At 72.0% G+C, this 23,216-nt stretch carries 25 protein-coding genes; 5 read left to right on the top strand and 20 right to left on the bottom strand.

The features are described from left to right. Window positions 1-10 precede the first annotated feature (10 nt). From VHW64_RS20085 to VHW64_RS20125, 9 genes are all read right to left on the bottom strand, one after another. Window positions 11-2,416, bottom strand: a complete 2,406-nt coding sequence (locus tag VHW64_RS20085; protein ID WP_329652351.1) for an NADH-quinone oxidoreductase subunit G — start codon at window positions 2,414-2,416, stop codon at window positions 11-13. Next, the gene (gene nuoF / locus VHW64_RS20090) at window positions 2,413-3,723 is read right to left on the bottom strand and encodes an NADH-quinone oxidoreductase subunit NuoF (RefSeq protein WP_329652352.1); all 1,311 of its coding nucleotides are present in this window, start codon (window positions 3,721-3,723) and stop codon (window positions 2,413-2,415) included. The genes VHW64_RS20085 and nuoF overlap by 4 nt, the downstream gene beginning before the upstream one ends. Next, a complete protein-coding gene (nuoE, locus tag VHW64_RS20095) occupies window positions 3,716-4,522 on the bottom strand; it encodes an NADH-quinone oxidoreductase subunit NuoE (protein WP_329652353.1) in 807 nt (268 codons plus the stop codon). Before nuoE ends, nuoF begins: the two co-directional genes overlap by 8 nt. Beyond that, entirely contained in the window at window positions 4,519-5,868 is a 1,350-nt protein-coding gene (locus tag VHW64_RS20100; protein ID WP_329652354.1) for an NADH-quinone oxidoreductase subunit D, read from the bottom strand. Before VHW64_RS20100 ends, nuoE begins: the two co-directional genes overlap by 4 nt. Continuing rightward, window positions 5,868-6,011, bottom strand: a complete 144-nt coding sequence (locus VHW64_RS20375) for a hypothetical protein (protein WP_414690552.1) — start codon at window positions 6,009-6,011, stop codon at window positions 5,868-5,870. The genes VHW64_RS20100 and VHW64_RS20375 overlap by 1 nt, the downstream gene beginning before the upstream one ends. Further along, complete coding sequence (locus VHW64_RS20110) at window positions 6,008-6,715, bottom strand: NADH-quinone oxidoreductase subunit C (RefSeq protein ID WP_414690553.1); 708 nt, start codon at window positions 6,713-6,715, stop codon at window positions 6,008-6,010. Before VHW64_RS20110 ends, VHW64_RS20375 begins: the two co-directional genes overlap by 4 nt. Further along, window positions 6,712-7,266, bottom strand: a complete 555-nt coding sequence (locus VHW64_RS20115; RefSeq protein ID WP_329652355.1) for an NADH-quinone oxidoreductase subunit B family protein — start codon at window positions 7,264-7,266, stop codon at window positions 6,712-6,714. Before VHW64_RS20115 ends, VHW64_RS20110 begins: the two co-directional genes overlap by 4 nt. Before the next feature lie 65 nt (window positions 7,267-7,331). Beyond that, window positions 7,332-7,691: an NADH-quinone oxidoreductase subunit A gene (locus tag VHW64_RS20120; protein WP_329652356.1), complete on the bottom strand. Its 360-nt coding sequence runs from the start codon at window positions 7,689-7,691 to the stop codon at window positions 7,332-7,334. A 210-nt stretch (window positions 7,692-7,901) separates the two neighbouring features. Further along, window positions 7,902-8,591, bottom strand: coding sequence for a demethylmenaquinone methyltransferase (locus tag VHW64_RS20125; protein ID WP_329652357.1), 690 nt, complete (start codon window positions 8,589-8,591; stop codon window positions 7,902-7,904). A 204-nt stretch (window positions 8,592-8,795) separates the two neighbouring features. On the opposite strand from VHW64_RS20125, the gene VHW64_RS20130 reads away from it, so the two are divergent. Continuing rightward, a complete protein-coding gene (locus tag VHW64_RS20130) occupies window positions 8,796-10,028 on the top strand; it encodes an isochorismate synthase (protein ID WP_329652377.1) in 1,233 nt (410 codons plus the stop codon). Between the two features lie 193 nt (window positions 10,029-10,221). Beyond that, window positions 10,222-10,635, top strand: coding sequence for a VOC family protein (locus VHW64_RS20135; protein ID WP_329652358.1), 414 nt, complete (start codon window positions 10,222-10,224; stop codon window positions 10,633-10,635). An 18-nt stretch (window positions 10,636-10,653) separates the two neighbouring features. On the opposite strand, the gene VHW64_RS20140 is transcribed toward VHW64_RS20135, so the two are convergent. The 6 genes from VHW64_RS20140 to VHW64_RS20165 all read right to left on the bottom strand — a co-directional run bounded on the left by VHW64_RS20140 (window position 10,654) and on the right by VHW64_RS20165 (window position 17,874). Then, window positions 10,654-11,301 (bottom strand): MBL fold metallo-hydrolase, encoded by a 648-nt coding sequence (locus tag VHW64_RS20140; RefSeq protein WP_329652359.1) that lies wholly within the window; start codon window positions 11,299-11,301, stop codon window positions 10,654-10,656. 44 nt (window positions 11,302-11,345) lie between these two features. Next, on the bottom strand, window positions 11,346-13,208 hold the full coding sequence (locus VHW64_RS20145; protein ID WP_329652360.1) for a Na+/H+ antiporter: 1,863 nt from the start codon (window positions 13,206-13,208) through the stop codon (window positions 11,346-11,348). Window positions 13,209-13,298: 90 nt separating this feature from the next. Further along, entirely contained in the window at window positions 13,299-14,210 is a 912-nt protein-coding gene (locus VHW64_RS20150) for an AraC family transcriptional regulator (protein WP_329652361.1), read from the bottom strand. A 66-nt stretch (window positions 14,211-14,276) separates the two neighbouring features. Then, a complete protein-coding gene (gene menD, locus VHW64_RS20155) occupies window positions 14,277-15,878 on the bottom strand; it encodes a 2-succinyl-5-enolpyruvyl-6-hydroxy-3-cyclohexene-1-carboxylic-acid synthase (protein WP_329652362.1) in 1,602 nt (533 codons plus the stop codon). Next, window positions 15,875-16,840, bottom strand: a complete 966-nt coding sequence (locus VHW64_RS20160; RefSeq protein WP_329652363.1) for an o-succinylbenzoate synthase — start codon at window positions 16,838-16,840, stop codon at window positions 15,875-15,877. The genes menD and VHW64_RS20160 overlap by 4 nt, the downstream gene beginning before the upstream one ends. Then, window positions 16,837-17,874 carry an AMP-binding protein gene (locus tag VHW64_RS20165; protein ID WP_329652364.1) on the bottom strand — a complete coding sequence of 346 codons (1,038 nt, stop codon included), beginning with the start codon at window positions 17,872-17,874 and terminating at the stop codon, window positions 16,837-16,839. The genes VHW64_RS20160 and VHW64_RS20165 overlap by 4 nt, the downstream gene beginning before the upstream one ends. Before the next feature lie 45 nt (window positions 17,875-17,919). Between VHW64_RS20165 and VHW64_RS20170 the strand changes: the two genes are divergently transcribed. Together VHW64_RS20170 and VHW64_RS20175 are read left to right on the top strand one after the other, a co-directional pair. Then, window positions 17,920-18,819, top strand: a complete 900-nt coding sequence (locus tag VHW64_RS20170; RefSeq protein ID WP_329652365.1) for a 1,4-dihydroxy-2-naphthoate polyprenyltransferase — start codon at window positions 17,920-17,922, stop codon at window positions 18,817-18,819. Window positions 18,820-18,847: 28 nt separating this feature from the next. Further along, window positions 18,848-18,979 carry a hypothetical protein gene (locus VHW64_RS20175; RefSeq protein WP_329652366.1) on the top strand — a complete coding sequence of 44 codons (132 nt, stop codon included), beginning with the start codon at window positions 18,848-18,850 and terminating at the stop codon, window positions 18,977-18,979. Window positions 18,980-18,988: 9 nt separating this feature from the next. On the opposite strand, the gene VHW64_RS20180 is transcribed toward VHW64_RS20175, so the two are convergent. Next, the gene (locus VHW64_RS20180) at window positions 18,989-19,249 is read right to left on the bottom strand and encodes a DUF4229 domain-containing protein (protein WP_329652367.1); all 261 of its coding nucleotides are present in this window, start codon (window positions 19,247-19,249) and stop codon (window positions 18,989-18,991) included. A gap of 85 nt (window positions 19,250-19,334) precedes the next feature. On the opposite strand from VHW64_RS20180, the gene VHW64_RS20185 reads away from it, so the two are divergent. Continuing rightward, the gene (locus VHW64_RS20185) at window positions 19,335-19,523 is read left to right on the top strand and encodes a hypothetical protein (RefSeq protein ID WP_329652368.1); all 189 of its coding nucleotides are present in this window, start codon (window positions 19,335-19,337) and stop codon (window positions 19,521-19,523) included. 8 nt (window positions 19,524-19,531) lie between these two features. Here the strand turns inward: VHW64_RS20185 and ccsB are convergent, their stop codons facing one another. From ccsB to VHW64_RS20205, 4 genes are all read right to left on the bottom strand, one after another. Then, the gene (gene ccsB / locus VHW64_RS20190) at window positions 19,532-20,557 is read right to left on the bottom strand and encodes a c-type cytochrome biogenesis protein CcsB (protein ID WP_329652369.1); all 1,026 of its coding nucleotides are present in this window, start codon (window positions 20,555-20,557) and stop codon (window positions 19,532-19,534) included. Next, window positions 20,554-22,278: a cytochrome c biogenesis protein ResB gene (gene resB, locus VHW64_RS20195; RefSeq protein WP_329652370.1), complete on the bottom strand. Its 1,725-nt coding sequence runs from the start codon at window positions 22,276-22,278 to the stop codon at window positions 20,554-20,556. Before resB ends, ccsB begins: the two co-directional genes overlap by 4 nt. Beyond that, the gene (locus tag VHW64_RS20200; RefSeq protein ID WP_329652371.1) at window positions 22,275-23,024 is read right to left on the bottom strand and encodes a cytochrome c biogenesis CcdA family protein; all 750 of its coding nucleotides are present in this window, start codon (window positions 23,022-23,024) and stop codon (window positions 22,275-22,277) included. Before VHW64_RS20200 ends, resB begins: the two co-directional genes overlap by 4 nt. Continuing rightward, window positions 23,017-23,216 (bottom strand): TlpA family protein disulfide reductase (locus VHW64_RS20205; RefSeq protein ID WP_414690554.1); only part of this gene is annotated, 200 nt, incomplete at its 5' end. The genes VHW64_RS20205 and VHW64_RS20200, both read right to left, overlap by 8 nt.

Raw genomic sequence — 23,216 nt, forward strand, 5'->3', positions numbered from 1 at the left:
GCGAGGGCGGTCACTGGTCGGCTCCCTTCATCCGCACGCCCGATCCGGGCGAGGCGAGGTCGGCGAGGACGCCGTTGCCGGTCGACCTGGCGGGCACCCAGACCACGTCGTCGGGGAGGTCGCGGGCGACCTCGACGGGCAGCGTGACCGAGCCGCGGTCGCCCTCGAGGGTGACCATCGCGCCGAGCGCCGCGGCCGCTGCCGGGGAGACCCGGCAGACGGGGGTGCGCGCGGTGGCGTGCAGGTGCTTCTCGCCGTCCTGCATCGAGCCGTTGTCGAGCATCAGCTTCCAGGTCGCGAGCGCGACCGTTCCCTCGCCGCGGCCCGAGACCGGCGAGGGGGCCGGGGTCTCCGGGAGGCTCGCGCGCTCGCCGTCCCAGGGGCCCATCTCGACCATCCGCTGATGGGCCTCGACGGAGGTGCGGAAGCCCAGCGGGCTGCCGGCTCCGAGCGCGGACAGCTCCTCGGCGATGCCGGCCAGGATCCGGGCGTCGGACAGGGCGGGGCTGACGAAGACGGCCTCGAACTCGCGCGGGCGCCCCTCCCAGGTCACGAACGTGCCGGGCTTGTCGGTCACCGGCGCGACCGGGAGGACGACGTCCGCGCGCCGGGTCACGTCGGTCTCCCGCTGCTCCAGCGCGACGACGAACGACGCGGCGTCGAGGGCGGCGCGGAACGCCGCCGGGTCGGCCGTGTCGTCGGGGTCGACGCCGCCGACGACGAGTCCGCCCAGCTCGCCCGCGAGGACCGCCGCGACGATCGCGTCGGCGTCGCGCCCGGGCCGGTCGGGCAGGCTGTCCACGCCCCAGGCCGCAGCGGCGTCCACCCGGGCCGGCGCGTCGGCGACCGGACGTCCGCCCGGCAGGAGGTTGGGCAGGCAGCCGGTCTCGACCGCTCCACGGTCGCCGGCTCGGCGGGGCACCCAGGCGAGCCTGGCGCCGGTCGTGCGGGCGAGGCGCGCGACCGCGGTCAGCGCACCGGGCACGGTCGCCATCCGCTCGCCGACCAGGATCACGCCGGCGCTGTCGAGCTCGACGTCCTGGTCGTGGGCCAGACCCGAGACCACCTCGGCCTCGGTGCCGGGCGCGGCCCCGATCAGGGTGCCGCCCATCTTGTGCAGGCCGTTGGTGGCGAAGGGTGCGACCGACCACACGCGGGTACGCCGTTCGCGGTGGGCCTTGCGGAGCCGCAGGAAGATCGTGCCGGCCTCGTCCTCGGGCTCCAGGCCCACCAGCAGCACGGAGTTCGCCGCCTCCAGGTCGGCGTACGTCGCACCCTGGCGGAGCACGACCTCGGCGGCGAGGAAGTCGGCCTCCTCGGCGGACAGCGGCCGGGCGCGGAAGTCGACGTCGTTGGTCCCGAGGGCGACGCGCGCGAAGGTGCTGTAGGCGTAGGCGTCCTCGGCGGTCACCCGGCCACCGGGCAGGACGCCCGACCCGCCGGCGGCGGCCAGGCCGCGCGCGGCCACGGCGAGCGCCTCGGGCCAGGACGCCGGCCGCAGCTCGCCGTCCTCACGGACCTGGGGATAGGACAAGCGGTCGTCGGTGCGGAGGTAGCCGAAGGCGAAGCGGTCCTTGTCGGTGATCCACTCCTCGTTGACCTCGGGGTCGCTGCCGGACAGCCGGCGCACGACCTGGCCGCGGCGGTGGTCGACGCGGATGGCGGCGCCACAGGCGTCGTGCTCGGCGACCGACGGCGTGGAGACGAGGTCGAAGGGGCGCGACCGGAAGCGGTAGTCGGCGCTGGTCAGCGCGCCCACCGGGCAGATCTGGATGGTGTTGCCCGAGAAGTAGGACTCGAAGGGCTCCTTCTCGTAGATGCCGACCTGCTGGAGGGCACCGCGCTCGACCATCGCGATGAACGGGTCACCGGCGATCTGCTCGGAGAAGCGCGTGCAACGGGCGCACAGGACGCAGCGCTCACGGTCCAGCAGCACCTGGGCGGAGATGTTGATCGGCTTGGGGAAGGTGCGCTTGACGCCGCCGGAGGCCGCGAAGCGCGACTCGCCGCGGCCGTTGGACATCGCCTGGTTCTGAAGGGGGCACTCGCCGCCCTTGTCGCAGACGGGGCAGTCGAGCGGGTGGTTGACCAGCAGGAACTCCATGATCCCCTGCTGGGCCTTGTCGGCGACCTCGCTGGTGGCCTGGGTGCTGACGACCATGCCCTCGGCGACCGGGATGGTGCAGGAGGCCTGCGGCTTGGGCATCGGGCGGCCGTTCCCGGCGTCGGGGACGTCGACCAGGCACTGCCGGCAGGCGCCGACCGGGTCGAGGAGCGGGTGGTCGCAGAACCGCGGGATCTGGACGCCGACCTGCTCGGCCGCCCGGATCACCAGCGTGCCCGCGGGCACGCTGACCTGGACGCCGTCGATCGTCAGCGTCACCAGGTCCGTCTTCTGGACCTCGGAGGTGGTCATCGGGAGGCTCCCTCGGCGGCGAAGACGGTGGCGGCGACGGGGTCGAACGGGCAGCCACCCTCGGTGAGGTGGCGGAGGTACTCGTCGCGGAAGTACTGGATCGAGCTGGAGATCGGGCTCGTCGCGCCGTCGCCCAGCGCGCAGAACGACCGGCCGAGGATGTTGTCGCACTGGTCGAGCAGCAGGTCGAGGTCCTCGGGGCGACCCACGCCGTTCTCCAGGTCGGTCAGCGTCTGCACCAGCCACCACGTGCCCTCGCGGCACGGCGTGCACTTGCCGCACGACTCGTGCTTGTAGAACTCCGTCCAGCGCAGCACGGCGCGCACGACGCAGGTGGTCTCGTCGAAGATCTGCAACGCGCGGGTGCCGAGCATGGACCCGGCCGCACCGACCGCCTCGAAGTCGAGCGGGACGTCGAGGTGCTCGGCGGTCAGGATCGGCGTCGAGGAGCCGCCCGGCGTCCAGAACTTCAGCTCGTGGCCCTTGCGCACGCCGCCCGCGAGGTCGACCAGTGTGCGGAGGGTGATGCCCAGCGGGGCTTCGTACTGGCCGGGGCGGGCGACGTGACCCGACAGGCTGAAGATGCCGAAGCCCTTGGACTTCTCGGTGCCCATCGAGGCGAACCACTGCGCGCCGTTGCCGACGATGCTGGGCACCGAGGCGATCGACTCGACGTTGTTGATCACCGTCGGGCTCGCGTACAGCCCGGCGACGGCGGGGAACGGCGGGCGCAGACGTGGCTGACCGCGCCGACCCTCGAGTCCTTCGAGCAGCGCCGTCTCCTCGCCGCAGATGTAGGCGCCCGCGCCGGCGTGCACGACGACGTCGAGGTCGTAGCCGGAGCCGTGGATGTCGGCGCCGAGGTGACCCGCGGCGTACGCCTCGGCGACGGCGGCCTGCACCCGCCGGACGACGTGGACGACCTCGCCCCGGATGTAGATGAAGGCCTTGTTGGCGCGGATCGCGAAGCTGCTGATGATCACGCCCTCGACCAGGGTGTGCGGCGTGGCCATCATCAGCGGGATGTCCTTGCACGTGCCGGGCTCGGACTCGTCGGCGTTGACCACGAGGTACTTCGGGTTGGGGTTGTCCTGGGGGATGAACCCCCACTTCATGCCGGTCGGGAAGCCCGCGCCGCCGCGGCCGCGCAGGCCGGAGTCCTTCACCTCGGTGATCAGGTCGTCGGGAGCCATCGTCAGCGCCCGGCGCAGCGGCCGGTAGCCGCCGTTGCGCTCGTAGGTCGCGAGCTTCCAGCTCTGCTCGTCGGCCCAGTCCGCGGTCAGGACGGGGGTCAAGGTGTCAGCCATCCGCGTGGCCCTCCTCCTGCTTGGTCTCCGACTCGGCCCGCGAGGTGTCGGCCTGCTCGACCGCCTCGGTCGCAGACTCGGGCGAGCCGCCGAGTGCGCGCCGGTCGGCGTCCGACGGGGCCGACCAGCCACGCTGCCGCGCGATGGTGAGCCCCACCAGCGATGCCGGTCCGGCCCCGGGGCCCTCGTCGACCCGGTCGTCGGGGAAGCCGGCGAGCACGCGCTCGACCTCGCGCCAGGTCGCGATCCGCGGCCCGCGCGTCGAGCGCACCTCCTTGCCCTCGCGCAGGTCGTCGACCAGCTGGGTCGCCGACTGGGGGGTCATGTTGTCCATGAACTCCCAGTTGACCATCATCACCGGGGCGTAGTCGCAGGCGGCGTTGCACTCGACGTGCTCGAGGGTGATGCTGCGCTGGCCGTCGACGTCGTCTGTCGTCTCGTCGTTGCCGACGCCGAGGTGGTCCTTGAGCCGCTCGAAGATCGCGTCGCCACCCAGCACGGCGCACAGCGTGTTGGTGCAGACGCCGACGTGGTAGTCGCCGACCGGGCGGCGCTTGTACATCGTGTAGAACGTCGCGACGCCGCTGACGTCCGCGGCGCTGATGTCGAGGATGCCGGCGCACGCCTCGATCCCCTCGGGCGTGACCCGACCCTGCGTCGACTGCACGAGGTGGAGCATCGGCAGCAGCCCGGACCGCGCCTCGGGGTAGCGCGCGGCGATATCGCGCAGCTCCCCCAAGGTCGTCTCGCTCAGGCCGGTGGTGTCGTCGGCCGAGCTCGTCGGGACCGTCTCGCTCATCGGTCGACCCCTCCCATCACCGGGTCGATGCTGGCGATCGCCACGATCACGTCGGCGACCATGCCACCCTCCGACATCACGCTGGTCGCCTGGAGGTTGGTGAACGACGGGTCGCGGAAGTGGGCACGGAACGGCCGGGTGCCGCCGTCGGAGACGACGTGGGCTCCGAGCTCGCCGCGCGGCGACTCGATCGGCACGTAGGCCTGGCCCGGCGGGACCCGGAAGCCCTCGGTGACGAGCTTGAAGTGGTGGATCAGCGCCTCCATCGACTCGCCCATGATGTGCCGGATGTGGTCCAGGCTGTTGCCCAAGCCGTCGCTGCCGACGGCGAGCTGGCTGGGCCAGGCGATCTTCTTGTCGGCCACCATCACCGGGGCGCCCTCGAGGTTGGCGAGCCGGTCGGCGGCCTGCTCGACGATCCGCAGCGACTCCCACATCTCGGCCAGGCGGACCCGGAAGCGGCCGTAGGAGTCGGCGGTGTCCCAGGTCTGGACGTCGAAGTCGTAGGTCTCGTAGCCGCAGTAGGGCTGGGTCTTGCGGAGGTCCCAGGGGTAGCCGGTCGAACGCAGGACGGGGCCGGTCAGGCCCAGCGCGAGGCACCCGGCGAGGTCGAGATGGCCGACGCCCTCCAGGCGGCCCTTGAAGATCGGGTTGGCGTTGCACAGGTCGGCGTACTCGGGCAGCCGCTTCTTCATCAGGGCGACGAAGCTGCGGATCTCGTCGAGGGCGCCGGGCGGGAGGTCCTGGGCGACACCGCCGGGTCGGATGAAGGCGTGGTTCATCCGCAGGCCGGTGATCAGCTCGAACAGGTCGAGCACGAGCTCGCGCTCGCGGAAGCCGATCGTCATCACCGTCAGTGCGCCGATCTCCATGCCGCCGGTGGCGATGCAGACCAGGTGGGAGGAGATCCGGTTGAGCTCCATCAGCAGGACCCGCATCACCTGCGCCTTCTCCGGCACGTCGTCGTCGATGCCCAGCAGCCGCTCGACGCCCAGGACGTAGGTCATCTCGTTGTAGAACGGCGCGAGGTAGTCCATCCGGGTGCAGAACGTGACGCCCTGGACCCAGGAGCGGTACTCCATGTTCTTCTCGATGCCGGTGTGGAGGTAGCCGATCCCGCACCGGGCCTCGGTCACGGTCTCGCCCTCGAGCTCGAGGATCAGCCGGAGCACGCCGTGGGTCGAGGGGTGCTGGGGGCCCATGTTGACCACGACCCGCTCGCCGGTGACGTCGTCGTAGTCGCCCAGACCCTCGGTGATGGAGTCCCAGTCCTGGCCGGTGACGGTGAAGACCTTGCCCTCGGCGGTGTCCGCCGTCCCGGCGTAGATGTCGTGCTCGGTGGTCATCAGCTGTCGCTCCTGCGCTGGTCGGGCGGCGGGATCGTGCCGCCCTGGTACTCGACCGGGATGCCCCCCAGCGGCAGAGCGTCCTTGCGCCGCGCAAGGACTGCGAGCGGAGCGAGCACACGCAGGTGCCACGCAGACTTCACGAGTAGCTCCTTCGCTGGTCGGGCGGCGGGATCGTGCCGCCCTTGTACTCGACCGGGATGCCTCCCAGCGGGTAGTCCTTGCGCTGGGGGTGGCCGGGCCAGTCGTCGGGCATCAGGATCCGAGTCAGCGCGGGGTGACCGTCGAAGACGATCCCGAACATGTCGTAGGTCTCGCGCTCGTGCCAGTCGTTGGTGGGGTACGTCGCGACGATGCTGGGGATGTGCGGGTCGGCGTCGGGCGCGCTGACCTCGAGCCGCACGCGGCGGTTGTACGTCATCGAGAGCAGGTGGTAGACCGCGTGCAGCTCTCGGCCGGCGTCCTGGGGGTAGTGGACGCCGCTGACACCGGAGCACAGCTCGAAGCGAAGGCCCGCGTCGTCGCGGAACATCAGGGCCACCGACGGGAGGTCCTCGCGGCGGACGTGGAAGGTGATCTCGCCACGGTCGACCACGACCCTCTCCACCGCGGCGGTGAGGCCCTGGGCGGCCAGGCCGGCCTCCAGCGCGTCGGCGACCTCGTCGTACCAGCCGCCGAACGGGCGCTGGGTGGCGCCGGGGAAGATCGTCTGCCGGACCAGCCCGCCGTAGCCGCTGGTGTCGCCGGAGCCGGACACGCCGAACATGCCGTGCCGCGTGCCCATGCTCTCGACCGAGCCGGTCTCGGCCGGGACTCGGGCGTCCTGGGAGGGGTCCTGGGTGCTCACCGCATGAGGCCCTTCAGCTCCGAGGTCGGCGAGGCCGCCAGGGCGGCCGTCTCACGCTGCTCGACCGCGGCGCGGGCGTTGGCGCCGAGGGGCTTGTGCTGCACCTGGTCGTGCAGCTTGAGGATGGCGTCGATGAGCATCTCGGGGCGGGGCGGGCAGCCGGGGAGGTACATGTCGACCGGGACGACGTGGTCGACGCCCTGGACGACGGCGTAGTTGTTGAACATCCCGCCGCTGCTGGCGCACACCCCCATCGCGAGGACCCACTTCGGGTTGGGCATCTGGTCGTAGATCTGGCGCAGGACCGGAGCCATCTTCTGGCTCACCCGGCCGGCGACGATCATCAGGTCGGCCTGGCGGGGACTGGCCCGGAAGACCTCCATGCCGAAGCGGCCCAGGTCGTACTTCGGCCCGCCGGTGGTCATCATCTCGATCGCGCAGCAGGCCAGGCCGAACGTGGCCGGCCAGAAGCTGGCCTTGCGCATGTAGCCGGCGACGCCCTCGACCGTGGTCAGCAGGACGCCGGTGGGGAGCTTCTCCTCGAGACCCATTCAGTGATCTCCCATCCACGAGAGTCGAGCGCCCTGCGGCGCGTGCCATGTGTGCATCACGGCGCTCAATCCCAGTCGAGGCCGCCGCGGCGCCATACATAGGCGTAGGCGACGAACACGGTGACGATGAACAGCACCATCTCGACCAGACCGAAGGCCTTGAGGGCGTCGAACTGCACCGCCCACGGGATGAGGAAGACGATCTCGATGTCGAAGACGATGAACATCATCGCGATGATGAAGTACTTGATCGGGAAGCGGCCGCCGCCGAGCGGCTGTGGTGTCGGCTCGATGCCGCACTCGTAGGAGTCGAGCTTCGCCCGGTTGTAGCGCTGGGGGCCCACCTGCGACGACATGATCACCGAGCCGACGGCGAAGAGCGTCGCGATCCCCGCCAACACCAGGACGGGCACGTAGAGCTCCATCGGAGACTTCCTTCCCTGCTGCGGTGTCCGGCGGTGACCTGCGCGACGAGATTGTGGCTTTGTGAACGCCTTCACGAACCGGCCGCGGGTCAGTCTAGGACTCCGTCAACGCTGCTGCACCTTCGGGTCCGGTGGCCAGCAGACACCCTCTCACCTGGGCATTTAGCCAACCCGACCGTGCCGTAAATCCCGACCATCTCTCCCGGCTGGTCAGGCCGTCGCGCGATGCAGGGCGACGATGCCCGCGCTCAGGTTGCGCCACTGCGGGTCCTGCCAGCCGGCATCCGCGACGAGGTCGGCGAGGGCGGCCTGGCCGGGCCAGGACCGGATCGACTCCGCGAGATAGACATAGGCATCGGGGCTGGAGGAGACGGCGCGGGCGATCGGGGGCAGCGCCCGCATGAGGTACTCGACGTACGCCGTGCGGAACGGCGCCCACGTCGGGTGGCTGAACTCGCAGACCACCAGCCGCCCGCCGGGTCTGGTCACCCGGCGCATCTCGCGCAGCCCGGCCCCCGGGTCGACGATGTTGCGGAGGCCGAAGGAGATCGTGACCGCGTCGAACACGTCGTCGGCGAAGGGCAGCCGCGTGCCGTCGCCCGCGGTGAAGGGCAGCTCGGGCTCGTGCTCCTTGCCGACCCGCAGCATGCCCAGGGAGAAGTCGCAGGGCACGACGGTCGCGCCGGCGTCGGCGAACGGCCGGCTCGACGTACCCGTGCCGGCCGCGAGGTCCAGCACCAGCTCGCCCGGCCGGGGCGCGACCGCCGCGATGACCTCCTTGCGCCAGCGGCGGTCCTGGCCCAGCGACAGGACGTCGTTGGTGACGTCGTAGCGCTCGGCCACGGCGTCGAACATCCGGCGAACGTCGCCGGGTTGCTTGTCGAGGTCTGCGCGGGCCACGCGACGAGAGTAGGGCGCGGCCCTGTGCGGGTGTAGGGCGCGGCCCTGTGCGGGTGCTGTGCAGGTCACGTGACGGGTCAGCGGCCCGGCGTCCCGGTGCCGAGCCCGCGCTGCTGGTCACGGCGTGACCTTGCCGACACGACCAGCCTTCGAGACGTGGTCGACGGCTACCGCCGGGTACGCTTCCCGACTGTGACGAGCCCGATGGCCACCCCCGAGTCACCCGGTCTCTCGGTCCGGACGACCGAGATCGACGACGACGACCCCCTTCTCGACCTTCTTCCGGCCGACCAGGCGGTGACGTGGCTGCGACGCGACGAGGGCCTCGTCGGATGGGGAGTCGCGGCCGAGATCCGGCCGCGCGGCATCACCCGCTTCTCCGACGCCGACAAGTGGTGGACCGAGACGGTGGCGCGGGCCGACATCCGCGACGACGTGAACGAGCCCGGCACCGGCCTGGTCTGCTTCGGGTCCTTCGCGTTCGCCGACGACCCCGGCGACTCCGTGCTCACCGTGCCCCGGGTCGTCGTCGGCCGGCGGTCCGGGCGCACGTGGCTCACCCTGGTCGACGACGCGTCGTACGCCGGGCGCAGCGAGGTCGCGGACGCGCCCGAGGACGTCGTCTTCAGCGACGGCGCGATGGACGGCGAGCACTGGATGGCGGTGGTCGCCGAGGCCGTCCGCCGGATCACCGCCGGCGCCCTCGGCAAGGTCGTCCTCGCCCGTGACCTGGTGGCGACGGCGGCGAGCCGGATCGACGTGCGCTGGCCGCTGCGTCGCCTGGTCACCAGCTACCCGATGTGCTGGACCTTCCACGTCGACGGGCTCTTCGGTGCCACCCCCGAGATGCTCGTGCGTCGCGAGCGCGGCCTGGTGACCTCGCGGGTGCTGGCCGGGACGATCCGGCGCACCGGCGACGACGAGCGCGACCTCGCGCTGGCCGCCGCGCTGGCAAGGTCGACCAAGGACCACGCCGAGCACGAGTACGCCGTGCGCTCGGTGGCCGACGCGCTCGAGCCGCACTGCTCGTCGATGACCGTGCCGGAGACGCCGTTCGTCCTGCACCTGCCCAACGTCATGCACCTCGCCTCCGACATCGCCGGCGTCGTGCACGACGCCACGACGGTCTCCTCGCTCCAGCTCGCGGCGTCGCTGCACCCCTCGGCCGCGGTCGGCGGCACCCCGACGACGGCAGCGGTCGCGCTGATCTCCGAGATCGAGGGCATGGAGCGCGGTCGCTACGCGGGCCCGGTCGGCTGGATGGACACCTCCGGGGACGGCGAGTGGGGCATCGCCCTGCGGTCCGCGGAGATCGCCGGCAACACCGTGCGGCTCTTCGCCGGCTGCGGCATCGTCGCCGACTCCGACCCCGAGGCCGAGCTCGCGGAGACCCAGGCGAAGTTCGTCCCCGTGCGCGACTCCCTCGCCGCCGGCTGACCCTCTGGGGGGTGGCCCCTGCCAAGGCTCTGCTGCCAAGTCCCTGCTGCCAAATCCCTGCTGCCAAATCCCCCGCTTCAGCGGGGGATTTGGCACTTCCTGGGGGTTGCAGCGGCCAGGAAGTGACAACTCGGGCCAGGAAGTCCAGGCCGCCGACCTCTCAGCCTGAGCAGGACGCGACTAGCGTCGCAGGATGGACGAGTACCCGCACCTGATGCATACGGCGATCGACACGACCGACTGCCGAGGGCTCGCGGAGTTCTACCGGGAGCTGCTCGGGCTCCGGTACCGACCCGGGGACGAGGTCCCTTCGGAGGGACCCGACGGCGCCGACTGGCTGGTGCTCATGGACGACGAGGGGCGACGCAAGCTCGCCTTCCAGCAGGTGGCCCGCCTCGAGCCGACCACCTGGCCGGAGCACGACGTTCCGATGCAGCTGCACGTCGACCTCTCGGTCTCCACGGCTGCCGAGCTGGGGCGGCAGCGCGATCGCGCGCTCGCCCTGGGCGCGAGGGTCCTGCTCGACCGCACCGCCGACGAGGACGACGAGGCGCTGTACGTCTTGGCCGACCCCTCAGGCCATCCGTTCTGCCTGCTGGTCCGCTGACGCGAGCGGCCGCCGCAGTCAGACGGGGTCGAGGTCGAGGTCGGCCCCGTCGGGGATGCGGTGGTAGCTCGACGTGTCGGGCAGCAGCAGACCGTAGTGCCCGTCGATGATGGTCAGGCCGGCCTCGGAGTAGATGCGGTCGTGGATCGCGAGGTTGTACGGCGCCCCGACGGCGCGGGCGAAGTCGATCCCCTCGGCGCCCCGCATCCACGGCGCGCAGACCGGCACGCACAGCACGTCGACCCTCTGCCCGGGCACGGTCAGTGCGTCGCCGGGGTGGTAGACCGTCGTACCCCCGAGGTCGAAGACGTAGCCGGAGTTGTAGAAGCGCGGCAGGTCGGGGTGGATCACCGCGTGCAGCTCGCCGACGGCCTCCGCGGGAATGCCGGGGTCGAAGCGCTCACCCGGCGACACCGTCGTCACCCGCTCGCCCACCTCGGGAGCGTCCTGGCGGATCCTCGCCGCGACCGCCTCGATCGTGAAGATCGGGGCGTCGGTCCGGGCGAGGTGGTCGCAGACGTAGTGGTCGGGATGCTCGTGGGTGATCACGACCGCGTCGGCTCCGTCGACCGCCTCGGGATCGGTGAACATCCCCGGGTCGAGGACCACCACCGTCTCGTCGTACTCGAGCCGGACGCAGGAGTGGCCGAGCTTCGTGATCCGCACCCGGTCACCCTATGACCTGCCTGGAGCCCCCGGGGGGGCGGGAGTCAGGCGGTGGAGTGGTGGAGGTAGCACCAGCGCCAGTCCTCGCCGGGCTCGGCCGACTCCATCACCGGGTGCTGGGAGTCGTGGAAGTGCTCGGTGGCGTGGCGGCGAGGCGAGGAGTCGCAGCAGCCGACGTTGCCACACACCAGGCACTGGCGCAGGGCCACCCAGACGGTCCCCTCGCGCAGGCAGTCGGGGCACTCGGGGTTCTCCACCGTCTCCACCGGCGGGAACGCGTCGAGGTCGGCGCACGAGTCTCCGGTACGACGATGGGCCGCGGTGAGCCGGACCTCCCCGCGGCGCTCCTGGCTGATGTCGAGCATCGACTCCTCGACGTCGAGCATCGACAGCACGTCGCTGACGACCTCGCTGGCCACGGTTCCGGACTTGCGGATGTCGAGCACCCGCTCGCGCTCGGCCGCGATCATCGCGAGCCGCACCCGCGTGTAGAGCTCGCTCGGCGTCTCCTGGTCGGCGGCGGTGCCGAGGCGCTCCCAGGCCGCGAAGTTGCGCTGCTCGATGCGCTGCTTGATCAGCGCGAAGACGCCGTTGCGGTCGTCGTACTCCAGGTCGTGCAGCTTCTTGAACCCGGCCTTCGACGCCTGCTGGAGGACCGTCGCCCGGGCCAGCGCGTCCTCGATCGGGTCGGGAGACGGCACCCGCAGCCGGCGCGCGAGCATCGGCAGCGAGAGGCCCTGCACGAACAAGGTGCCGGCCACCACGGTGAACGCGACCAGCAGCAGCACCTCACGGTGCGGCGCGCTCACGGGGATGACGAACGCCGCGGCCAGCGTCACCACCCCGCGCATCCCCGCCCACCCGAGCAGGAACGTGAAGGTCGCGGGCGGGAGCTGGCCGGTGGTCGGGTCGGGGCCGGGGCGCACCAGCAGGTAGCGGGCGAAGAACACCCACACGATCCGCAGCACGACCGCCGCCAGCAGGGTCAGGACGCAGACCGCGACGACCCGGCCGGCCGAGACCCCGCCGTTCCGGACGTCCTCGAGGATCCACTGCGCCTGGAGGCCGATCAGCAGGAAGACGGTGTTCTCCAGGAAGTAGGCGATGGTGCGCCAGTTCATCCGCTCCGCGATGCGCGACTGGGCGGTCTGGATGATCGGCGCCTTGTGGCCGAGCAGCAGCCCGGTCACCACGACGCTGACGACGCCGGAGGAGTGCACCTCCTCGGAGAGGATGTACGTCGCGTACGGCACGACGAACGAGATCGCCGTGTCGAGGATCGGGTCGGTCACGTGCCGGCGCAGCCGCGCGACCACGACGAACACCGCGACGCCGATCGCGGCGCCGCCGATGGAGGCGACCAGGAAGTCGGTACCGACCCGCCACAGCTCGACGCCGCCGGCCCCCGCCGCGACGGCCGTGCGGAGGGCGACCAGCGCGGTCGCGTCGTTGAGGAGCGACTCGCCCTCCAGGATCGTCACGATCCGGCGCGGCAGGCCGATCCGGCGTCCGATGGCGGTCGCGGCGACGGCGTCGGGAGGCGCGACGACCGCGCCGATCGCGAACGCCGCCCACCACGTGACGCCGGGCAGCAGCGCGTGCACCAGGAGGCCGATGCCGGAGGTGGTGAACACCACGAGGCCGACGCTGAGCAGCAGGATCGAGCGCCGGTTGGCGTTGAAGTCGACCAGCGAGGTCCCGATCGCCGCGGAGTACAGCAACGGCGGCAGCAGCCCGAGCAGGACGACGTCGGAGCTGAGGTGCACCGTCGGCACCCCAGGCGCGTACGACGCGGCGACGCCGACCACGATCAGCCCGAGCGGGGCGGGGAGGCCGATGCGCTCCGCGAGCGCCGTGCCGGCGAGCACGACGATCGCGAGGGCGACGAGCTCGAAGGCGATCTCCACGGCGTCATTGTGTCTGGTCCCGCGGGACCGAGTCGCCCACTGCCCGGGCGGGGGCCCGGCGCGACGACGAGCCGGTGGTCGAGCCGGCGGTCAGGCCGGCTCGGCGACCCACCGCATCGGGTCGCCCCAGCCCAGCTCGCCGAGGCCGTGGTGGTCCAGGGCCAGGACGACCAGCGTCCGTCGGTGGGCGGCGAAGGTGAGCACGTGCGCGATCATCCCGCCGTAGGTGAACACCTCCGCGGGCTCGCACAGGGCGTCGACGAAGGTGTCGTCGAGCCGCCCGGCAGCGGAGACCTCGCGGACATGGGCGACGTAGCGCGAGCCCTCGACCTCCAGCCGCTGACGCATCGAGGTCAGCGACTCGTGCTCCTCGACGCTCCAGTCGTACTCGCGGTTGGCCATCGCGGCGTTCCACATCCCCATCTGTCCGATCAGGCGGCTCAGCAGGGACCGGACGGTCTGCTCGTCCTCGTCGACGGCCAGGCCGATCGTCTCGTCCAGCTGGTCGTCGGTCAGGCGGCTCGCCACCCGCACCATCTCACCGGTCAGCCACACGTGGTGGTCGACCATCTTCTCCAGCAGCTCCATGGGACTCACCTTGTCTCTCGAGGGCAGCCGGATGCTGCCGGGTGGTACGAAGTGCACGAGGTCGGGTCCGCCGCGCTGGATGTGCCCCGGCTTCTTGCGCCACTCGCGCGGCGTCGCGTCGAAGGCCTTGGCGAAGGCTCGGGTGAAGGCCTCGTGCGAGGAGTAGCCCGCCTCGACGGCGATGTCGATCAGCGGCGCCTTCGTCGTGATCATGCGGTACGCCGCGCGCTCGAGCAGGACGCGCCGACGCAGCGTCTGCGGCGCCTCGCCCGCCACCGACCGGATCATCCGGTCGAAGTGGAATCGCGAGAAGTGATGGCGAGCGGCCCAGTCGGCGCCGGTCGCCTCATGGTCGTCGAGCGCGCCGGCGAGCCCGTCGACGAAGTCGGCGAAGGTGTCGGTGGCGACGGTCATGGGGTCATCGTGCCCCGTGCGGGACGCCGTCCTCTTGATCCGGATTGCGCTGCTGGGCCCCCAGCGTCACAGAGCGTCTGCGAGAGCCCGGATCCGCGCGTCGAGCGCGCGCCGGTCCTCGCGGCCCACCACGGCCTCGACCACCTCGATGCCGCCGTTCGGACTCGCCAGGGCGTGCTCGAGCTCGACCCGGCTGGTCACCCTCAGATGCGGCGTCCGGGTCGCGGCGCAGAGGCTGGCCAGGTCGACGCCGTGCGGCGTGCCGAACAGCCGGTCGAACCGGTCGGCGTACTCCTCGGCACCCTGCTCGAGCGTGGCGAAGATCGAGCCCCCGTCGTCGTTGGCCACCACCAGCGTGAGGTCTGGCCGCGGCTCGTCGGGTCCGATCACGAGCCCGTTGGCGTCGTGCAGGAACGTGACGTCGCCGAGCAGCGCGAGGCTGCGCGCGGAGTCGCGCACCAGCGCCGCACCGACGGCGGTGGAGACGACCCCGTCGATGCCGGAGAGGCCGCGGTTGGCGATCACCTTGCGCCGGGCGCCCACCTCGTAGCGCGGCACCATCAGGTCGAGGTCGCGGATCGGGCTGGAGGAGCCGACGACCAGCAGGCCACCCGGCGGCAGGGCACCGGCGACCGCACCCGCGACGTCGTACGGCGTGAGCCGGGGCTCGGCTGCCAGCAGCGCGTCGAGCCGGCGGCCCACGTGCCGATCGGCCGACAGCCAGGCGTCGAGCCACGCGGTGTCCGCGGACTCGTCGACGTCGAGGTGGGCGAACTCCTGGTCGGCCGCCACCGGCAGTGCACCCCAGACGCCGGAGGGGCGGGCCCAGACCTCCACGTCCGTGCGCGCGAGGAGTCGCGAGACCGGGCGCGAGAGGGTCGGGTGGCCGAAGACGACGGCGCGCTCGACCTGAGCACCCAGCTCGCCGTCGAGAAGGAGGCGGTAGCAGCGCAGGGCGTGGGTGCCCGTGCGCGAGCCGCTGGAGGGCTCGGCGAACAGCGGCCAGCCGGCCCGCTCGGCCAGCTGACGCGCACGCCGGCCGGAGTCGTCACCGGCCACGACGACGGTGCGCGGGCCGTGCGGGATCTTCGTCAGGCCCAGCGGCTCCGCGAGACTCGCCCACGTCGCGCCGACCTCCAGCTCGGGGCGCCAGCGCTCGGCCGGGGTGAGTGGGTCGTCGAGGCAGACGTTGAGATGCACCGGCGCACCGACGGGGGCCTGCGGCCCACCCAGCCGGGTTTCCGGGTCGGGGTAGGTCCCGCCGGTGACGTCCACCGTGTGCACGAGGGGTCCGAAGATGCCGACCTGGTCGGTGGTCTGGTTGGCGTTGGTGCCGCGCAGCCGGGCCGGGCGGTCGGCGGTGACCGCGATCAGCGGCACCCCCGCGTGGACGGCCTCGAGCATCGCCGGGTGCAGGTTGGCCACCGCGGTGCCGGACGTGCAGATCACGGCAGCCGAGGACCGCTGCTTGGTCAGCCCCAGGGCCAGGAAGCCGGCCGACCTCTCGTCGATCCGCGTGTGCAGTCGCACCAGGCCCGCCTCCGCGGCGTCGAAGGCCGCGAAGGCCAGCGGCGCGTTGCGGGACCCGGGCGCGAGCACGATCTCGCGGACGCCGTTCTCGACCAGATGCCCGACGACAGCACGGGCCAGCTCGGTCGAGGTCGTCACGGCCGCTGAGTCTTCCGCACCGCCGCGACCTCGGTGAGCCGCCGCTCCCACCAGGCCATCCGCTCCGGGGAGGCGGCGTGGGCGTCGAGCAGCGCCGGCACGACCGTGGGGACGACGACCGGGAGCGCGCCGTTGACCGGGACCAGCTCGGGTGTGGCCACGTCGCCGGTGAGCAGTGCCCGCGTCGCCAGGCCGCAGGCGTGGTCGAGCGTCGGGAGCGCGGCCGCCAGGGCGACCCCAGCGGCCAGGCCGAGCGAGGTCTCCAGGGCGGAGGAGACGACGACCGGCAGGCCGATCTCCTCGGCGATCCGCAGGCACGCTCGTACGCCGCCCAGGGGCTGCACCTTGAGAACGGCGATGTCGGCGGCCTCCAGGTCCCTGACCCGGTACGGGTCCTCGGCTCGGCGGATCGACTCGTCGGCAGCGACGGGAACGTCGACGCGGAGGCGCAGCGCAGCGAGCTCCTCTACCGTCGCGCACGGCTGCTCGACGTACTCCAGACCGCCGGCGGCAGCGTCGAGCAGGGCGACCGCGGCAACCGCCTGCTCGACCGACCAGGCACCGTTGGCGTCGACCCGGATCCGCCCGTTGGGCCCGAGTGCGTCGCGGACGGCCTCGACCCGGGCCAGGTCGTCGGCGAGGATCGAGCCCGGGTCCGCGACCTTGACCTTGGCCGTCGAGCAGCCCGAGCGGACTACGAGCCCGTGCGCCACCTCGGGCGAGACGACCGGGACCGTCGCGTTCACCGGCACCGACGCCCGCACGGCTGCGGGCCAGTCGCCCGCGGCCGCCTCCTCGGCGCAGCGCAGCCACGGCTCGGCGACCTCGGCGGAGTACTCCGTGAACGGGCTCCACTCCCCCCACGCCGGCTCACCCGACGACGAGATGCCCTCGACGAGCGCGCCCTCGCGGACGGTGATGCCGCGGAAGCGCGTCGTCATCGGGATCGAGAAGACTCTCATCGGTCGCCACCCGCCAGCGCCCTGACCGCCAGCCGGTCGACCTTGCCGTTGGCCAGCATCGGAAGGGCGGGTACGACGAGCAGCTGGCGCGGCGCCCAGGCACGGGGCTGCTGCTGCGAGACCCAGTCCCGGGCGTCGTCGAGCGAGAGGCTCGCGCTTGGGTCGGCCAGCGAGACGACCGCGACCACCCGGCCTCCCCACTCCGCATCGGTCAGCCCGACGACCTCGGCTCCCTGCACGCGCGGATGCTCGCGGAGCCGCGCGGCGACAGCCCCGGTGGGCACGTTGACGCCACCGCTGACGACGATGTCGTCCACGCGGCCCAGCACGTGCAGCCGCCCGTCCTCGTCGAGCCGGCCGGCGTCGGCGGTCAGGAACCAGCCGTCGACGAGCGCCGCCGCCGTCGCCGCGGGGTCGTCGAGATACCCCTCGCACAGCGTCGGACCGCTGAGCCGCACGCGCCCGTCGACGCCGACGGCGAGGCCCACGCCGTCCAGCGGCAACCCGTCGTACACGCAGCCGCCGCAGGTCTCGGCCATGCCGTAGGTCGCGACGAGCCGGATGCCCGCGCCGGCGGCGCGCTCCCGCAACGAGGCGTCGACCGGGCCGCCGCCCACCAGGACCGCGCGATACGCCGCCAGCGCCGCGCGCTCCTCGGGCGCGTCGAGCCAGCGGAGGAGCTGAGTCGGCACCACCGAGACGTAGCCCGGGCCGTCGCCGGACCACTCCACCTCCGAGGGCGAGCGCTCGCCGATCGGCGTCGGAAGGAACCCCGCGGCCAGCGAGCGCACGACGACGTTCAAGCCGGCGACGTACGACGAGGGCAGGCACAGCAGCCAGGGCCCGGCCCCACCGAGTCGGGCGGCCGAGGCCGCGGCCGAGGCGAGCACGGCGGCACGCGACAGCACCACCTGCTTCGGCGCCCCCGACGAGCCGGACGTCGCGACCAGCACCGGGCCCGGGTCGTCGGCGTCGAGCCAGGCGGCGACCGCGTCGACGTCGCGCTCGGCCTCGCCGTTCAGCCGCAGTGTCACGCCCCGCACGGTAGCCGTCGGCGCCGGGCTGCTTGAATCCCGCCCATGCCGTCCCCCGGTCACGCCGCCGCGCCCACGATCGCCCACTGGGTCGCCGGCGCGCGCCCGCGCACCCTTCCCGCCGCGATCTCACCGGTGCTCGCCGGCACCGGCGTCGCGGCGTACGACGACGCGGTGCTCTGGTGGAAGGCCCTGCTCGCCCTGGTGGTGGCGCTGGCGCTCCAGGTCGGCGTCAACTACGCCAACGACTACTCCGACGGCATCCGCGGCACCGACGCCGACCGGGTCGGTCCGATGCGTCTGGTCGGCTCCGGCACCGCCTCACCCGGCGCGGTCAAGCGGGCCGCCTTCGCGGCGTTCGGCGTCGCGGCCGTGGCCGGTCTCGTGCTGGCGGCGACCACCGCCTGGTGGCTCGTGCTCGTCGGGGCGCTCTGCGTGCTCGCGGCGTGGTTCTACACCGGAGGCTCCAAGCCCTACGGCTACCTCGGGCTCGGCGAGGTGATGGTGTTCGTGTTCTTCGGGCTCGTCGCCGTGATCGGCACGTCGTACGTCCAGACGCGCGACATCGAACGTCCCGAGGTGTTCGCCGCGGTCGGCATCGGCGCGATCGCCTGTGCGCTGCTGGTCGCCAACAACCTGCGCGACATCCCCACCGATCGTGGCTCGGGCAAGCTGACGCTCGCCGTCCGGCTGGGCGAGGCCCGGACTCGGGCGTTCTACCTCCTGCTCGTCCTGCTGGCGCTGGTGTCGCTGGTCGGCGTCGCGGCCACCACAACGTGGTGGGCCCTGCTGGCGCTGGCGTACGCCCTGCCGGCAGCGCGCGCCGTCCGGGTGATCCGGTCCAAGGCCGTGGGTCCGGGCCTGGTCCCGGTGCTCCAGCTGACCGGCCTCGCCGAGCTGGTCTTCGGGCTCGGCCTGCTGGTCGGTCTCGCGATCGGCGGGTGAGCGCACACCGGACGGCTACATTGGGGACATGTGGTTCGTCATCCTGCTGGTGATCGTCGTCGGTGGCTTCCTGCTGTGGAAGCTGCGGGTGCCGCTCCTGGCGAAGATCCTGGGCCAGTCCGAGTCGCGCATCAACCGCCAGATCGGCCGCCGCAAGTAGCGGCTCGCGTCAGTCGGCGTCCTCTTTGGCCTTCAGCTCCTCGAACTTCTCCGTCGCCCGCCGCGCCCGCTCGTCGACGTGTCGCGCCAGCGCCCCGCGCTGGGAGCCGAGCAGGAAGTACGACGCGAGGCCGCTGATCACCAGCGAGATCACCAAGATCCACATGACGTTGGCCGAGTCGGAGATCGCGAGCCAGGCGCCGCCGACCACGACGATCGACGCGGCGAAGAACAGCAGCCGCAGCCCGGTATAGGTCCAGAACTCCCTCACGCCGCCAGGGTAGTCAGATCCGCGATGGCGCCGGAATCCGCGGGACACGACGCGCAACGCCCAGGTGCGGCCTAGGCTTTGGGTCGTGTGGAGGTTCGTGCTGCTGCTGGTCGTCGTCGCGGTCGGCTCGTACTACGCCGCGAAGTTCCTCCTCGAGGGCTTCCCGAGGCGGCCGCACCACGACGACGAGTACGTCCGGCCGATGGGTCCCGACGACGACGACGAGTTCCTCGCGCGGATCTCACGCAAGAAGGGCCCCGACGACAGCGACTGACGTCGGCCTCAGGGCACCCGCAGGCTGATCTGCGCGGAGCCGCCGGCGTAGGAGTGCTGGCTGGTCGTGGAGAAGTAGTTGATCCCGATGAAGTTGAACCACAGCGTGGCCACGCCGACCAGGGCCAGGATGGCGGCGTTGCGGCCACGCCAGCCGGCTGTTGCGCGGGCGTGCAGGTAGGCGGCGTACACCACCCAGGTGATGAACGCGCAGACCTCCTTGGGATCCCAGTTCCAGTACGACGACCAGGCCTCGTGCGCCCAGATGGGCCCGGAGATGAGCACCGCGAAGGTCCACACCGGGAAGGCGAAGGCGTGGATCCGGTAGGAGACCCGGTCGAGCGTGACCAGCGCGGGCAGCCGTGCGACGTAGCCGGTCTCGCCCACCTTGCCGCGTCGCTCGGCGCGGTCGCGGACGAGGTAGAGCGCGGAGGTGATGCCGCCGAGGGTGAAGGCACCGGTGGCGATCATCGCCGACATCACGTGGACGACGAGCCAGGGTGAGCGCAGGGCCTCCGTCAGCGGCTCGACGGGGGTGTAGAGCCACATCACCGCGACCATCAGGAGCACCAGCACGAGGGCGGTGACGATCGGCCCCATCCAGGCCAGCCCGAGCCGCTTGCGCAGCAGGAGGTACCCGGCGACGACCACGAACGAGCCGGAGATCGTGAACTCGTACATGTTGCCCCAGGGCACGCGCTGCACGGCCTCGGCGCGGGCGAGGACCCCCAGCAGGTGGGCCGCGGCCGCGATCACGGTCAGGCTGAAGGCGAGGTTGCCGAACATCGCGACGCGATAGCGCGCCGACTCGTCCGGGCCCGCGGGTGGGGGTGTCGGGCCGGCGTCCGCCCCCAGCGGCGGGCCACCGGCGGGTACGACGGCACGCGCGGCGGCGCGCACCGGCACCGAGCGCAGGGCGCTCCATTCAACGAGATGGGCCGTCACCGCCAGGAAGTAGACGATGCCGGCGGCCGCGATCGCCTGGTTGCTGAGGCGCTCCCAGGACCCGATGCTGATGCCGAGGTCGGCGCTCATGCCCGCGTTCCTTCCTGTCCCTGGCGCAGGGACTCCACCACCGACGAGAGTACGGGGGCCAGGTCACCGCCTCCCGACCGGTCCAGTGCGGCCACCTCGACCAGCGTGGCGCCGTCGCCCCGCCGGGCTCTCACCCAGAGCCGGCGCGGCCGGATGAACAGCGACCCGAGCAGCCCGACCAGCGCCAGCACGACACCGAGCAGCGTCAGCCAGATGTCGGGTGTGCGGCTGATCTGGAGGCGCGTCCAGCGCCTGACGCCGTTGAAGGTCACCGAGCCCTCGTGGTCGGGCAGCTGCACGGTCTGCCCCGGCGAGAGCTCGAGCTGGAAGGCCTTGCCGTCGGCCCCCTTCAGCTCGTGCATCGCCGACTTGTCCAAGGTGTAGACCGACTGCGGGACGCCGTCGTTCAGGCCGAGGTCGCCGACGTAGACCTTCAAGGAGAGGGCGGGGTTCCGGTCGTTGCCCATGATGTTGATCGGCTGACCCTGGACCGACGCGAACGTCGGGTAGAAGAGGCCCTCGAGCCCGATGTCCTGGCCGGCCTTCAGCCCCGAGGCCTTGACCACGCCGAACGAGAGGAAGTTGGGGCTCTCGGGCAGGAAGACCGCCGGGCCGTCGGTCAGCTTGTGGCCCTGGGCGTCGCGCACGGTGACCAGGGGGGCGTACCCGTGGCCGATCAGGAAGATCTGCGTGCCGCCGATCTTGAGCGGGTGGTTGACGCGCAGGTCGTACTGCTTCGGGGACGACGACGTGGCGGGGGTCGAGCCGCACTTCTCCCGGTAGGTCAGGGGGGCCTTGAACCCGGTGGCGAGGCCCTGTTTGGGGCCCGAGTCGATCCAGTGCACCGCGAAGTCGTGCACCGTGAAGCAGAACGGCTCCATCTTGTCGGCGTTGAACAGCGACCCCGGGTCGAAGTCGTCGTACTGCGTGAGCTGGTTGGAGAAGCCGTTGCCGACGACCAGGATGACGCCGCCCTTGTAGCCGAAGAGGCTGCCGATCCCGAAGCCCACCAGCACGAGGAGCACCGCGAGGTGGAAGAGCAGGTTGCCCGCTTCGCGGAGCTGCCCGCGCTCGGCCGAGACCCAGCCGTCGTCCGCCTGGCCGGCGGTGGTCGAGCTCGTCGAGACCCGGTTGCGGCGCGAGAGGACCCGGGCGGCCCGCTCGAGCACGACGTCCGGCTCCTCGTCGGTGGTGTACGACGCGTGGTCCGGGAGGCGGGTGAGGTTGCGCGGGGCAGCCGGTGGCTGCTTGCGGTAGCCGCGCCAGTAGACCAGGAGCCTCGGCACGATGCAGCCGACCAGCGAGATCATCAGCAGCAGGTAGATCGCCGCGAACCACGCCGAGTGGTAGACGTTGAACAGGCTCAACCGCTGGTAGACCGGCGTGAGGCGAGGGTGGGCGGCCTGCCAGTTCTGGGTCTTGAGCGCGTCGACCCCGGTCTGCGGGATGACCGAGCCGGGGATGGCGCCGAGCGCCAGCAGCAGGAGCAGCATCAACGCCGTGCGCATCGACGTGAGCTGCCGCCACGTCCAGCGCAGCAGCTCGACCGCGCTCAGCTCCCCGGCTCGCCGGTGGTGGTCGCGGTCGCCACTCGGCTGCCAGGTCGCGCTCTCCTGACCTGGCCCGGACAGGTCGTCCGCGTCCGCCGGGGCGTCGGCCGGGATGTCGCCCGGGACGTCGGAGGGAGCGCCGGTCGGGACATCACTGCTCGGCGGCGTCACACCGCCACCGTCGACTGGTTGACGAGGTGGAGCTGGAGCCACTGCACGGCCTGGTCCCAGACGCCCGTGATCAGGGCGAGCCCGACGAGCACCAGCATCAGGCCGCCGACCCTGGTGACCCACTGCTGGTGCCGGCGGATGAAGCGGAACGCGCCGAGCGCGCGTCGGTAGGCCAGGGCCGCGACGATGAAGGGCACCCCGAGCCCGAAGCAGTAGACGCCGGAGAGCAGGGCACCGCGGCCGGCCGTGGCCTCGTTGAGCGAGAGGTTGGTGATCGCGGCCAGGGTCGGGCCGAGGCAGGGCGTCCAGCCGACGCCGAACAGGAAGCCGAGCAGCGGCGCGGCCGCGAGGCCCACCGCGGGCACCGAGTGGATGCGGTAGTCACGCTGGAAGAACGGCACCACGCCGGCGAAGGCCAGCCCTAGCAGGATCGTCAGTATCCCGAGCACGATCTCGAGCTGGTGGCGCCAGGTGACCAGCCAGGCGCCGACCGACCCCGACACCCAGCCGAGCAGCACGTAGACGACCGAGAAGCCGAGCACGAAGAGGACGGAGCCGGCCAGCATCCGACCGCGGCGCGCGTGCTCGAGGTCAGCGCCGGAGAGTCCGGTGGCGTAGGAGAGGTAGCCGGGCAGCAGCGGGATCACGCAGGGCGAGCAGAACGACACCAGACCCGCGATCAGGGCCACCGGGATCGCGAGCACCAAGGACCCGGACGACGCCTGCTGGTGGAACCAATCAGCCATGTCGGGCCACGTCCTGCACGAGCTGGACCAGGGTCAGGGACGACGGCACCTCACCGATGACGCTGGCGGCCACCCGGCCCTGCGCGTCGAGCACCACGGTGGCGGGGATCGTGTTGGGACCGAGCACACCGGGAAAGGCCAGCAGCGCCTCGCCACCGTCGGAGTAGTACGAGGGCCAGGTGGTGCCGAAGT

This window comes from Nocardioides sp. (genome assembly GCF_036267815.1).
Lineage (GTDB): Bacteria > Actinomycetota > Actinomycetes > Propionibacteriales > Nocardioidaceae > Nocardioides.

What these genes read in the sequence shown, in the direction of transcription:
- VHW64_RS20200 (WP_329652371.1), bottom strand. Translation starts at nt 23,024, where the DNA reads ATGGCTGATTGGTTCCACCAGCAGGCGTCGTCCGGGTCCTTGGTGCTC.
- nuoF (WP_329652352.1), bottom strand. Translation starts at nt 3,723, where the DNA reads ATGGCTGACACCTTGACCCCCGTCCTGACCGCGGACTGGGCCGACGAG.
- ccsB (WP_329652369.1), bottom strand. Translation starts at nt 20,557, where the DNA reads ATGAGCGCCGACCTCGGCATCAGCATCGGGTCCTGGGAGCGCCTCAGC.
- VHW64_RS20150 (WP_329652361.1), bottom strand. Translation starts at nt 14,210, where the DNA reads ATGACCGTCGCCACCGACACCTTCGCCGACTTCGTCGACGGGCTCGCC.
- VHW64_RS20130 (WP_329652377.1), top strand. Translation starts at nt 8,796, where the DNA reads ATGGCCACCCCCGAGTCACCCGGTCTCTCGGTCCGGACGACCGAGATC.
- VHW64_RS20160 (WP_329652363.1), bottom strand. Translation starts at nt 16,840, where the DNA reads ATGAGAGTCTTCTCGATCCCGATGACGACGCGCTTCCGCGGCATCACC.
- VHW64_RS20175 (WP_329652366.1), top strand. Translation starts at nt 18,848, where the DNA reads ATGTGGTTCGTCATCCTGCTGGTGATCGTCGTCGGTGGCTTCCTGCTG.
- VHW64_RS20120 (WP_329652356.1), bottom strand. Translation starts at nt 7,691, where the DNA reads ATGGAGCTCTACGTGCCCGTCCTGGTGTTGGCGGGGATCGCGACGCTC.
- nuoE (WP_329652353.1), bottom strand. Translation starts at nt 4,522, where the DNA reads ATGAGCGAGACGGTCCCGACGAGCTCGGCCGACGACACCACCGGCCTG.
- VHW64_RS20085 (WP_329652351.1), bottom strand. Translation starts at nt 2,416, where the DNA reads ATGACCACCTCCGAGGTCCAGAAGACGGACCTGGTGACGCTGACGATC.
- VHW64_RS20100 (WP_329652354.1), bottom strand. Translation starts at nt 5,868, where the DNA reads ATGACCACCGAGCACGACATCTACGCCGGGACGGCGGACACCGCCGAG.
- VHW64_RS20135 (WP_329652358.1), top strand. Translation starts at nt 10,222, where the DNA reads ATGGACGAGTACCCGCACCTGATGCATACGGCGATCGACACGACCGAC.
- VHW64_RS20115 (WP_329652355.1), bottom strand. Translation starts at nt 7,266, where the DNA reads ATGGGTCTCGAGGAGAAGCTCCCCACCGGCGTCCTGCTGACCACGGTC.
- VHW64_RS20170 (WP_329652365.1), top strand. Translation starts at nt 17,920, where the DNA reads ATGCCGTCCCCCGGTCACGCCGCCGCGCCCACGATCGCCCACTGGGTC.